This is a genomic window from Ilumatobacteraceae bacterium (genome assembly GCA_033344875.1).
Classification (GTDB): Bacteria; Actinomycetota; Acidimicrobiia; order Acidimicrobiales; family Ilumatobacteraceae; genus Ilumatobacter.
Window position 1 is genome coordinate 3,567,136 of record JAWPMO010000001.1, and the last position, 11,881, is coordinate 3,579,016.

The following is an 11,881-nucleotide window of genomic DNA, read 5'->3' on the forward strand; positions in this document are numbered from 1 at the left end:
GCTCGCGGGACCACGGATGATCCCGGTCGTCGTCCTCGTCGTCGGCGGCGTCGTCGCGTTTCTGCTGGCCGCCGGCCGCCGGATGATTGGAGCGAGCGAGCCGCTCGACACCGAACGACACGAGCGCTGGATCGTCCGTCACGCTCCCAGGTGGCTGCAACGAAGCATCGTCGGGCTCGACAACCGCGTGGTCGGAGGCGCGGTCGTGGGCGTCACGTTCGTGGCGATCTTCATGTGCGCGTTGGTCGTCGGCTGGATCTTCTCGACGATCGAAGACGAACGAGGTTTCGCCCGATGGGACATGTCGGCCGCGGAGTACGGCGCGGAGCAAGCCTCCGCGGCTTCGACCCGCGTCCTCGACGCGTTCACACAACTCGGCGGGACCGGGTACTTGTTGGCCGTGATGGCACTGCTCGGCGTCTACCACGGCGTCCGCCGCCGGGACTGGGGACCAGCGGCATACATGGCCGTCGTCGGAATAGGCGTCTCTGCACTGAACAATGGACTCAAGCTGCTGATCGACCGTGACCGACCCGACATCGCACAACTCAGCGGATATTCGAGTTCATCGTTCCCGTCCGGCCACACCGCCGCCGCGGCCGCATGCTGGGCCGCCATCGCACTCGTCGCGGCCAGAGATCGCTCGCGCACCACGCGCACCCTGTGGTCGTTCGCTGCCATCGCAATCGCCGTCGTCGTCGCCGCCACACGAGTGCTCCTCGGAGTGCACTGGGTGTCCGACGTGATCGCGGGCATCTTCGTCGGCTGGACCTGGTTCTTCGTGACAACCATCGTGTTCGGCGGACGCATCCTGCGCTTCGCCGAACCCGTCGACCGCATCGAACGCGACCAGGCCAAACAACACCGGCCGTGACCAAAGCGCGGGGCCGAGGCGCGGCGTCGTGGAGAGCAAGGTTCCGTCGGATGCCCTGGCGATGAGGACGTGCGACGAGCCATCGACCTGAGGGCGCTTGAGCGGAACGCCATCGCCATCCTCCATCGTCATGGCGGCCGCCTGACCCTGGCTCCGTGCGGCAGCGGCCGGGACTTTGGCGCTCGCCGTTCCAGCAATGCGAGCTTGGGGGCGTCATCGCTTCGCGGGCCGTCTCGAGCTTGCTCGGATGGAGATGTGGCCGAGGTCTCACGCTGCGCGCCACTTTTCGCCACCATTCCGTTGCGTGACCGCAACATAACCGTAACATTGTGGAATGTTGTCGCCCTGGAGACTCTCCGCCGCCACGCTCATCGCACTATGTGTTGCGTGGCTTGGTCCGCCGGTGGCGAGCGCACACGAACAGACAGTTCCTTCGCGACGCGACACCATCGCGTCCCTCAATGCGTGCCCGGTCGCCGGCTCGAGCACGTTCGACGACAGCTGGGGCGACGCTCGGTCTGCGGGACGACGACACGAAGGCGTGGACATGGAGGCCGATCACAACACACCAGTGGTCGCAGTACGCGATGGATCGGCAGAGTTCAAGCGCAGCAACCTCGGCGGCAATGCGATCTGGCTGACCACTGACGCTGGCGAACGGTTCTACTACGCGCATCTCGACGACTGGGAGGGCGACAGCCGTGAGGTTCGAGCCGGCGAGGTGATCGGCTACGTGGGACAGACCGGCAACGCTCGCGGCGACCACCTCCATTTCGAGACGCGGGCCGGACAGGATGCGATCAACCCGTTCCCGTTCGTCGAGCGGCTGTGTGGGCCAACGACCCCTCCTGCGCTGACGCTCCTCCCGATCGGTCCGCTGCTCCGCTGGGTATAGAACCGGAACCGGCGGGTGAAGGCCACCCGCACACGACCTGCCGTGATCTACATCGTCTGGATACCCGTCCTGCTCGCCTCCGTGTGGGCCGCCCATTGGGGCGCCGAGCACCTCGCGTCCCCGCTCGAGAAGCTCCGCTCGAAATGGGGGATCTCCGTCGCTGCCGGCGGCGCTCTGATCGGGCTCGCCGCCGCAAGCCCCGAAGTGGGTATCGCAACGACCTCAGCCCTTCGTGGCGTCTCCGACATCGGCCTCGGCAGCTCGATCGGGGCGAACGTGTTCGCCATCCCGATCATGGTGACGACGGCATTCATCGTCACCCGTCGGCGCAACCTCGGCAATGGCGACGGCGGCGAGGGAGATCAAGGCGAAGCGGGCAACGGCACCGGCCAAGAAGACAGCGAGGGCGGCGAGCACGCCAACCATGAGCGGCATGTGGCCGACCGTGTCCTGGTCATCGATCGTCAGGCCGTCACGGTGCAGGCTCTGCCCTACCTCGGTTTGGTCGCCGGGTTCGCAGCGGTCACGCTGCCGGCGCCGTGGCGCGGCCTGCAACCCATCGATGCCGTCCTGCTGGCGGCGGGCTATCTGGTGTACGCGGCGCAGGCGCTCGTTCGGGACCGCAGCGATGGTGAAGACGTCGAATGGTCGACGCGAGAGATCGGCCTCGCCGTCGGCGGTGTGGGCGCCCTCGTGGTCGGAGCCTTCTTCACGGTCTTGTCGACCGAGAACATCGTGTCCGGCTTGGGGATCGAGCCCGTCGTCGGCGGCCTCTTGATCACGGCACCGATGGCGGCGTTGCCGGAAGTGTTCGCGACGCGCAGTGTCGTGCGAAGCGGCCAGGTAACACCTGGAACGACCAGTGTGATCTCGGACCACGCGGTGACCGTCACGCTGTCGTTCGTGCCACTCGCGCTCACGACGCTGCAGATCGGGAACCTTCGGCTCTTCGTCATCAACCTCATCGGTGTCGCCCTCGTCGGCGTGCTCTATGCCGCGTTCGGTTGGTGGGGTGGAAGCGAGGTTGGGTTCCGGAGGTGGCAGATCGCCGGCCTCGTTGCGGTGATCCCGTGTTGGATTGTCGCCGTCGTGATCTGGGGGATCTGACTGCTCTCGATCAGTCGCCAGGGCTCCCGTGACCCATATGAGTAGTTGCCACCAAACGACGAGCCGGCAGTACGGGCGACTGGCCACGCCAGAGGATGCTCGATTGCCCGAATCGTGCGCCGGCTCGTCCACTCGTGAGGCGAGTCCCGCGCCGGCGAGTGCTTGAACGGGGATGATCGTTCTGGCGCTGGTAGAGAGAACACGTTCGACCGCCTACACTCCTACACCGTGTCGGTGCCCAGTCTGAATCGAGTCGCGTCGCGCTGCGAGGTCGTCCGGTGAATCTGCGGGCGTTCCTCGGGTTGGCCGGCCTCCTGCTGGGTCTCTTGGCGTCGGGGATCGGCATCGTGTTGCTGGCGGCTGGTTTGCGTCGTCGTGACCGGATGTTGCTGCTCGCCGGCCGGCGCATGGTGTTCTGGGTTCTGGCCGGCGCGATCGTTGCGGCTGGGGCGATGGAATGGGCGCTGATCTCGCACGACTTCGAGCTCGCGTACGTTGCGTCGAACGGTTCGCGTTCGACGCCGCTGCTGTACACGGTGGCGTCGATGTGGGGCGCGTTGGAGGGCTCGATCCTGCTGTGGGCGCTCGTGCTGGCCGGGTACCTGACCGCCATGGTGTACCGGTTCCGGCACCGTGCGGACGATCCGCTGGTCGCGTGGGCCACGCTGGTCGGTCTCGGAGTCGCGACGTTCTTCTTCGGACTGACGCTCGGTCCGGCGAATCCCTTTCGCCTCGTCGAGGGTGTGGTGCCAAGCGACGGGCCCGGCCCGAATCCGTTGTTGCAAAACCACCCGTTGATGGCGTTCCATCCGCCGGTCCTGTATCTCGGCTACGTCGGGTTCACCATTCCGTTCGCGTTCGCGTTGGCGGCGCTGATCACCGGACGTGTGGACGAGAGCTGGCTGGTCCAGACGCGGCGAGCGACCCTGGTCGCTTGGGGGGCGCTCACGGCGGGGATCGTGCTCGGGGGCTGGTGGAGCTACGAGGTGTTGGGCTGGGGTGGCTACTGGGCGTGGGATCCGGTCGAGAACGCGTCGTTGCTGCCGTGGCTCACCGCGACCGCGTTTCTCCACTCGGTGGTGGTGCAGGAGCGACGGGGGATGCTGCGCGTGTGGAACCTGTCGCTGGTCGTGGCGACGTTCTGCCTCACGATCTTCGGGACCTTCCTCACCCGTTCCGGTGTCATCAACTCGGTCCACTCCTTCACCCAGTCACCAATCGGCCCTGCACTGCTCGGCTTCCTCGGTGTGGTGACCCTCACCTCGGTGGCGCTCATCGGATGGCGAGCCGAACGATTGCGCTCACCGGGCCAGATCGACTCGCCGTGGTCGCGCGAGGCGGCGTTCCTCGGCAACAACTTGCTGTTCGCGGCGTTCGCAGCGGTCGTGTTGATCGGCACGGCATTCCCGTTGCTGGCCGAGACGTATGACGGCCGACAGATCTCGGTGGGTGAGCCGTACTTCGATGCCATGACGATGCCGATCGGTTTCGCGCTGTTGTTCTTGATGGCGGTCGCGCCGGCGCTTCCGTGGCGTGCCGCGAGCGCTGAGGTGCTGCACCGTCGATTGGCGACACCGGCCTGGGCGGCGGCGGGGACGATGGCGATCGTCGTGGTGCTCGGATTGCGCGGCCTCGCGCCGGTGCTCGCCGTCGGGCTCGGCGCATTCGCCGTCGCTGGGGTGGTCCGCCAGTTCGCGGTCGGCGCCCGTAGCCACCGACGGTCCGGGGCAGCGTGGCCGCGGGCGCTCGCCGCGACAGTCGCGGGTCACCGACGGCTCTACGGAGGGCTGGTCGTCCACGTCGGCGTCGTCGTGTTCGCCCTTGCATTCACCATGTCGTCCACATTCGCGACCGGCACCGACGTCGCACTCGCGCGAGGAGAATCGACGACATTCGAGGGCTACCGGTTCACCTACGTCGGCAGCGAGACGACGACATCGGATCAGAAAGTGTCGCAGGTGGCCTCGATTCGGATCGAGCGGGGCGAGCGAAGTCTTGGTGTGTACGAACCTGCCGTCACCGAGTACCCGAATCGTGTCCAGCTGATCGGAACGCCATCGGTGCGGACGGGTGTGAGAGAGGACGTCTACCTCACGCTGGTGCCGTCGTCGTCGGCCGCCGACGACACGATCCAGCTCGGGATCGGAGTCAATCCGCTCGTGGTGTGGTTGTGGGTGGGCACCGGCGTCATGCTCGCCGGCACTGCCCTCGCCGCCTGGCCGCGACGCCGCCGACCCCGACCCGCCACTGACGACGCTCGCGGTACCGGGCCTGCCGAGCCCGTCGAGACGCCAACGGGCATCGAGCCCGACCACGAGCACCAACCGGTCGAGGCCGGGCGATGAGTCCCCGGGCGCGGCGACGGCTCTCATGGCTCGGGATCATGCTGGTTGCTGTCGGCGCACTCGTCGTGGCCACACGGTCCGCCGGCGGGCCCGCGTCCGACGAGCAGCGACTGGACGGCATCGCCGCAGAGTTGCGGTGTCCCGTCTGCCAGGGGTTGTCGGTGCTCGACAGCGACTCGTCAACGGCACAGTCGATCCGCGACGACATCGAACGCCGCATCACCGACGGCGAGAGCGACGCCGAGATCCGCCGAGCCTACGTCGACCGCTACGGCGAATGGGTTCTCCTCAAACCGTCCCGATCGGGCTTCGGAGCGATCGTCTGGTGGGCGCCGGTACTGGCCGCGGCCGGCGGCTTCGTCGGTGTCGTCGTCGCGCTGGTGCGGGGGCGACGCCGGATCGGTAACCAGCCCACCGCGGACGATCGCGCCGTCGTCGCACGTGCGATGCAACGACCGACGCCCGAGAAATGATCGACGTGGACGCTGCCACCACCAATGCGTCCACCGACACGGTGGACTGCTCCGCGCACGCGAAAGGGGCTGTGTCGCTCAACTCTCGGCAACGGCGTGCGCTCGAAACCGAGCGCGACTTCCTGCTCGGCTCGATCCGAGATCTCGACGAACAACACGAGTCGGGCGAACTCACCGACGACCGATACGAGTCACTGCTCGCCGGCTACACCTACCGGTCGGCCCGCGTCCTACGGATCCTCGAGTCCGCGCCGAACGATTCATCGCACGACCCGCCACAACGTCCCCGTGCGTCCCGCAGGTGGCGGAGCCGTCTCGCCGTCATTTCCCCACTCATCGCGGTCGTCGTTCTGATTGCCGTCCTGCTGCCCTCGGCCGTGAGGGATCGCGGCGACGGCGACACCATCACGGGCAACGCCCAGAGCCGAGATACCGGGACAGGACTTGCGAACGCCGTGGAGGAGCGCCCGGACGATCCGACGGCACGGCGTCTCTACGCCGGCTATCTCCTCGAGCGCGGACAACTCGTCGACGCGCTCACCCAGTACGACACAGCCGCATCGCTCGACCCGTCCGACGCAGAATCACGCGCGTACGGCGGATGGATCATTTTCCTCGCCGGGATCACCGACGACGCACTCACTCGCATCGACGACGCGATCGAAGCCGACCCGACGTACCCCGACGCGCATGCCTTCCGGGGCCTGATCCTCGCTCGCGAAGGTTCGAAACCTGCCGAGGCGATCAAGGAGCTGACACGGTTCCTCGATCTTGCGCCGCCGAACGCGCCGATGCGCTCACAGGTCGAAGCGCTGATCGCCCGACTTCAGACGGAAACCGGCACCGGCGAGTGAGGTCAAGGTACGTGGTGAGTCGGGCGTGATCACGTGTCGTCCGGGCTGGTGCGGTAGTCGTCATTCCGTTCGATGAACGTGTCGCCCGCCACCACCTCGGCCAACACGTCATCGAGCGTCGTCGCCCCGACAGCACCGATCAGCTTCGCCTTCACGACGCCACGTGCATCGATCACGTAGGTCTCCGGGATACCGAACACGCCGAAGTCGATCGCCGCCACACCATCGGCATCCAGCGCTTGGGGGAACGTCAAGCCGAACTCTTCGCGGAACGCGCGCGCGTCGGACTCGTTGTCCTGATACACGATGCCGACCATGCCCACCTGGGGGGACCAACGCTGAAAGAACGCCTCCAGATGCGGCGCTTCGGCGCGACACGGCACACACCATGACGCCCAGAAGTTCACCACATAGATACGTCCGTCGTAGTCGGAACTCGACACCGTGCCTCCGTCCAATCCGGGTAATTCGAACTCCGGCGCAGGCCGCTCGATCAACGGCGAGTCGACCACGCTCGCATCGGTACCGAACCGGCCCCAGGCCACGATCGTGAAACCGATCACGGCAACAATGACCGCGCTCGCGGCCAACCAACGCCACGGTCGCGGACTCGTCGCGGCGAGCTCGGGGACGGCGACGTCGTCGTCGGTCTCGCGCTCTGATCGCATCACGACGTTCCTACGCGACGTCGGTTCGAGTGCGCGAGTCAGTGAGTTGTTTGCGAGGCCGGCGGGGTGCTGTCGCTTCGTTGTCTCAGCGCCGCGATCTCCGCGCGCAACGAGTTGATCTCCTGGTCCCGGCCGGGTGTCTCGGCACTGTCGCTCTTGCTGCCGCGCATCATGAACCACATCATCAGGCCCATCCCGACGGGGCAAGCCAGCAAAGCCAGCGGGTACAGCAACTCCATGGTGTTCGTCCTCTTTCTTGGTCGACGAGACCGTGGTCGGCTGTTTACCTCCCGCCTCGCTCGAACGGATAGGGCGAGTGTAGCACCTACACCATTTAGGAGCTACGTCATCTCCTGATGTTCGCTGATCTTGCCGTTCGACCGATTATGCAACGGCGAAAGAGGGTAGACCACCCGTATGGGCGTGTCGATCGGCAGGCCCGTCTCGACCCGTCGGCGGTTCGCAGCGACCGGCAGCTTGGAGGACCGAACATGGCAACGAGAGGCGTCACCCGACCGATGGCCATTCGCGATGTGTCGGCAAGCGAGTCCGACGAAGAGTCACCGGGAACCGTGGAGCTGCTCGAGACCCACCACCGGGCCACGTTGTGGATCCCGTGGACGTTGATCCTGGTCGGGTTCTGGCTGGTGCTGGCGCCGTTCAGCTTCGGGTACCTTAACGAGACGCTGTGGGTGCAGCCCAGCGGCGGTCGCGGGGTGTGGTTCTTCGACACCGCCACCCACGACGCTCTGCGCGCGAACCTCATGACCGTCTCCGACGTCGCATCGGGCGTGCTGTTGGTCGTGCTGGGTTGGCGAGCACTCAAGCCGGATCGTCCGGTCAGCCTGTGGGCGGCCTGCTTCGTCGGGATCTGGCTGGTGTTCGCCCCGGTGGTGCTGTGGTCGCCGACGGCTTCGGGCTTCCTCAACGACTCGATCGTCGGGTTGCTGGTGATCGCTCTGACCATCTTGATCCCGGGCATGCCGAACATGATCAAGTTCATGCAGATGGGGCCACCGGTGCCTCCCGGCTGGTCGTACAACCCGTCCAGTTGGTCGCAACGCTCGATTTTGATCGCGCTCGGCTTTGCCGGCCTGGTGGTCTCCCGCTACCTGGCGGCTTACCAGTTGGGATACATCGATCACGTCTGGGACCCCTTCTTCGGTTTCGAGTCGGGCTCCCAACCGGTTCTCGATTCGGAGATGTCTCACTTTTGGCCGATTTCCGACGCTGGTCTGGGCACGGTTGCCTACTCGTTCGAGTTCCTCATGGGCTTCATGGGTGGCAGAGGGCGCTGGAGGACCATGCCGTGGATGGTCTCTCTGTTCGGCATCCTCGTCATACCCCTGGGGCTGTCGCACATTGCTCTCGTCATGTCGCAGCCGGTGGTCGTGCATCACTGGTCGACGTTCGCGCTCCTCGCGGCGATGGTCATGTTGCCGATGATCACGCTCACCGTCGACGAGGTCGTCGCAATGGGCCAACACGTCCGCGACGCCGCTCGGAGAGGTGACCGCGACGGCTCGACGTGGAAGGTGTTCTGGATGGGCGGCGATGCGAGCGACTCCACCCCCGACGAACGCACGCCGACGATCGCAGCCACACACGACAAGCCAGGCGATGTCTTTCGAGCATCGCTGTGGGGTGCGAGCGCACCGTGGAATCTCGTCGGCGTCGCCGTGCTCGGCCTGTGGCTGCTCGCTGCACCTGCCGTCTTCGGCATCGACATTCGCAGCGGCGCCGCCGACGTCGCCCACATCGGCGGTGCGTTCGTGGTCGTCGCGGCGGTCATCGCTCTCGCCGAACCGGTCCGGGCGATTCGGCTCATCAACGTGCCCGCGGGTGTCGTCGTCGCCGGGCTCGTGTTCTTCACCAACCCCGGCGCCGCCTATGCAGCTGCCGTCGCCATCACGGGTGTTGGCGTCGCCCTCCTGTCCGTGCGACGGGGCCACATCGGGGAGTCCTACGGGAACTGGACCTCGCTGACGCGGTGATGGGCCCCACCACCGTGGTGGATCACCGGGGCGCCCCCGGGACCTGAGACGCCGGTATCGATTCCGGCGTGCTCCAGGTCGCCTGTTCAGTGTCGGACTCGATTGCAGTTCGTCATCCCGACGACCGTGACCCGCCTCACGGTGGCTCACCGAAGCCGTTGACGTCATACCATCGGGCCGGATCGTCCTGTAGCGCTGCGGCCATTGCCGGGAGCGTTTCCCGAAGAGTGTGCTGCGGTCGCCAGCCGAGCAACGCCCGCGCTCGACTGGTGTCGAGGGCGTAGTGGTCGTCGGACCGTTCGACCATCCACGGCTGCACGAACGGATCCTCGCCGGGGAGACGATCTTGCAGCCAGGCGCCGACCTTGGCCGCCAGCTTGGGTACCGGGTACGTGCGCCCTGGCTCACCGTGCAGCAGCCGACCCAATCCGCGCTGCAGCTCGCCGAAACTCATGGTGTCCTCTTCGCCGATGAGCAGCGGGGTTTCCGATGGCAGCTCGCTGCGATGCTCGACCGTCGCCACGATGGCGGCGACGACGTCGTCGAGATGAACGAAGGCCGAGCCTCGCTCGAGGCTGCCCGGGTAAAAGCGGCCGGTGATGCGCTTTTCGTAGATCCGGCGCATCTGGTCAGCCAGTGGCGGCGAGTGCCCCATCTCGTCGTAGGCGCCGGCGATGCGCAGCAGCACCGCTGGGATCTCGCCGCGCCGCGCCGCGATCACCCGCTCGGTCGCCGCCTTGGAAGCCGGATAGGCCCACGTCGGAGCCAGCGGAGACTCCTCGGAAATGCGTTGCCCCGGTACGACGGGGGCGTGGACCAGCATCGTGCTCGAAAACACGAACTGCTCGACGTCGAACGACCGGAGCCCGTCGAGCAGGCGGGCCGTACCTTCGATCGTCACATCCCGATAACGCGAGCTCGGAGCCCCGGAGAAGTCGTAGTAGGCGGCAAGGTGCACGACCGACGCAAGGCGATCGCCGTACGCGTACGCGACGCGCGCCAAACCTGTCTCGACGCTCGCGTCCGACGTGACATCGACGCACACGCATTCGGCCTCCACCGGTGGGTGAGGATCGCCCGCCCGGTCGAACCCGACGACTTGGAAGCGCTCGGCAAGTGCGCGGACGACGCGCGAGCCGATCAGACCACTGCTCCCCGTCACCACGACGACATCTCCGGGCATGGTCGTCAACCTTCCCCATATGACCGTGTCGCAAACCGTTCCACCGGATCACGTCTCCGATGCTGACTCCCTCCACAGCGCGAGAGCGCCGCGCCGGGTTTGCGTTGCGTCGCCAGGCGATCCTTCACCGCATCAACGACCCGAGACCATCTCGGCGTGCATCTTCCTCATCTCCGGATGTCGGGACATCATGTGCGCGTGCATCCGGCGCATCTCGGCCGAACCCGACATCATCTGGCCGTGCATGCGCCCCATCGGGCCGGCATCCAACATCTCCATGTCGTCCATCATCGACCCGTGGCTGAGTGTGTCGTCGCCTTCCGATTCGGCGATGGCACCGGCGATCGAGCCGACACCGACGACACCGGCCACGACCGCAGCCGCAGCCGCAGCCGCAGTGGCGCCGATACGTCGAAACGGACGGGGAGTGTTTCGGAAAATGAGCTTCATGATTTCAACCTACACGTTGTGGGTTCTCTTTCACCGCGGTCTCGCGTTCGGACGGCAGCCTGCGACGTCCGAGCATCAGGTGAACCGAACCAATGTCCCCAGCCAGCGGGCCCCAAGGCACTCACCGACAAAGACGTCATCGGCGGAGTGGAATTAATCCTACAGAGTGTAGGTTGCAAGTGTGTTGGCTTCGATTCCCAGTCCGTCGTTCAACCAGTTCGACCTGGGGCCGCTCTCGGTGAGCCTCTACGGGCTGATGATCGCGCTCGGAGTGATCGCTGCCGCGCGACTCGCTGAGCGACGGTGGGCCGCACGAGGTGGAGACCCTGACGACATGGGCTCCATCGCGATCTGGGCCGTCGCCGCTGGTGTCGTGGGGGCGCGTCTCTACCATGTGATCACCGACTGGAGACGTTTCGAAGGGCGATGGCTCGAGATCTTCGCGATCTGGGAAGGCGGTCTCGGTATTCCGGGCGGCTTGGTCGCCGGCACGGCGGTCGGAGCCTGGATCGCGCACCGCCGCAACATCCCGGTGCTTCGGCTCCTCGATGCGGCCGCTCCTGCGATCCCGATCGCCCAGGCCATCGGCCGGCTCGGCAACTGGTTCAACCAGGAGTTGTTCGGTGAGCCGACCGACCTTCCGTGGGCGCTTCGCATCGATCCGATGCATCGCCCGGCCGGTCTGGCCGCGGTCGAGACCTATCATCCAACCTTCCTCTACGAAGCGCTCGGCAACCTCATCCTCGCGATGCTTCTCGTGTTCGCAGTCGAACGACGCTTCCGGCTGCGGCCCGGTCAACTCTTCACCATCTACGTGGGCGGCTACGCGCTTCTGCGTTTCGGCGTGGAATCGATCCGCATCGACACCGCGAGCGAGATCCTCGGCTGGCGGGTCAACCTGTGGACGAGTGCGATCACGATCGCCGTCGCGGCAGCTATCGTCGTCGCCCGGCGCCGGCCCGCCGAGCGGGAGCCCAGCCCTGGTCGTGTCGACGACCTCGACGAGTCTGAACCGGCGCCTCGAACCTGATCGGAGTG

At 66.3% G+C, this 11,881-nt stretch carries 12 protein-coding genes; 8 read left to right on the top strand and 4 right to left on the bottom strand.

Annotation, left to right across the window (positions count from 1 at the left end; genetic code table 11):
* The first annotated feature begins 16 nt into the window (after window positions 1-16).
* The 6 genes from R8G01_16820 (at window position 17) to R8G01_16845 (ending at window position 6,548) form a co-directional block, all read left to right on the top strand.
* Window positions 17-874 carry a phosphatase PAP2 family protein gene (locus tag R8G01_16820; GenBank protein MDW3215665.1) on the top strand — a complete coding sequence of 286 codons (858 nt, stop codon included), beginning with the start codon at window positions 17-19 and terminating at the stop codon, window positions 872-874.
* 334 nt (window positions 875-1,208) lie between these two features.
* Window positions 1,209-1,769 (top strand): M23 family metallopeptidase, encoded by a 561-nt coding sequence (locus R8G01_16825; protein ID MDW3215666.1) that lies wholly within the window; start codon window positions 1,209-1,211, stop codon window positions 1,767-1,769.
* Between the two features lie 15 nt (window positions 1,770-1,784).
* Window positions 1,785-2,876 carry a hypothetical protein gene (locus R8G01_16830; GenBank protein MDW3215667.1) on the top strand — a complete coding sequence of 364 codons (1,092 nt, stop codon included), beginning with the start codon at window positions 1,785-1,787 and terminating at the stop codon, window positions 2,874-2,876.
* Window positions 2,877-3,154: 278 nt separating this feature from the next.
* Window positions 3,155-5,221, top strand: coding sequence for a heme lyase CcmF/NrfE family subunit (locus tag R8G01_16835; protein MDW3215668.1), 2,067 nt, complete (start codon window positions 3,155-3,157; stop codon window positions 5,219-5,221).
* A 38-nt stretch (window positions 5,222-5,259) separates the two neighbouring features.
* The gene (locus R8G01_16840) at window positions 5,260-5,694 is read left to right on the top strand and encodes a cytochrome c-type biogenesis protein (GenBank protein MDW3215669.1); all 435 of its coding nucleotides are present in this window, start codon (window positions 5,260-5,262) and stop codon (window positions 5,692-5,694) included.
* Between the two features lie 5 nt (window positions 5,695-5,699).
* Entirely contained in the window at window positions 5,700-6,548 is an 849-nt protein-coding gene (locus R8G01_16845; GenBank protein MDW3215670.1) for a tetratricopeptide repeat protein, read from the top strand.
* A 29-nt stretch (window positions 6,549-6,577) separates the two neighbouring features.
* Here R8G01_16845 and R8G01_16850 read toward each other — a convergent pair whose 3' ends face one another.
* Both R8G01_16850 and R8G01_16855 read right to left on the bottom strand, forming a co-directional pair.
* Window positions 6,578-7,216, bottom strand: a complete 639-nt coding sequence (locus tag R8G01_16850) for a TlpA disulfide reductase family protein (protein ID MDW3215671.1) — start codon at window positions 7,214-7,216, stop codon at window positions 6,578-6,580.
* A 38-nt stretch (window positions 7,217-7,254) separates the two neighbouring features.
* Window positions 7,255-7,455: a hypothetical protein gene (locus R8G01_16855; GenBank protein ID MDW3215672.1), complete on the bottom strand. Its 201-nt coding sequence runs from the start codon at window positions 7,453-7,455 to the stop codon at window positions 7,255-7,257.
* 252 nt (window positions 7,456-7,707) lie between these two features.
* Here R8G01_16855 and R8G01_16860 point away from each other — a divergent pair, with 252 nt between their 5' ends.
* A complete protein-coding gene (locus R8G01_16860) occupies window positions 7,708-9,210 on the top strand; it encodes a vitamin K epoxide reductase family protein (protein MDW3215673.1) in 1,503 nt (500 codons plus the stop codon).
* A 136-nt stretch (window positions 9,211-9,346) separates the two neighbouring features.
* Here R8G01_16860 and R8G01_16865 read toward each other — a convergent pair whose 3' ends face one another.
* Together R8G01_16865 and R8G01_16870 are read right to left on the bottom strand one after the other, a co-directional pair.
* Window positions 9,347-10,393 (bottom strand): NAD(P)-dependent oxidoreductase, encoded by a 1,047-nt coding sequence (locus tag R8G01_16865; protein ID MDW3215674.1) that lies wholly within the window; start codon window positions 10,391-10,393, stop codon window positions 9,347-9,349.
* Window positions 10,394-10,525: 132 nt separating this feature from the next.
* Complete coding sequence (locus tag R8G01_16870) at window positions 10,526-10,843, bottom strand: hypothetical protein (GenBank protein ID MDW3215675.1); 318 nt, start codon at window positions 10,841-10,843, stop codon at window positions 10,526-10,528.
* A gap of 181 nt (window positions 10,844-11,024) precedes the next feature.
* On the opposite strand from R8G01_16870, the gene lgt reads away from it, so the two are divergent.
* A complete protein-coding gene (gene lgt, locus R8G01_16875; GenBank protein MDW3215676.1) occupies window positions 11,025-11,873 on the top strand; it encodes a prolipoprotein diacylglyceryl transferase in 849 nt (282 codons plus the stop codon).
* The last annotated feature ends 8 nt before the right edge of the window (window positions 11,874-11,881 follow it).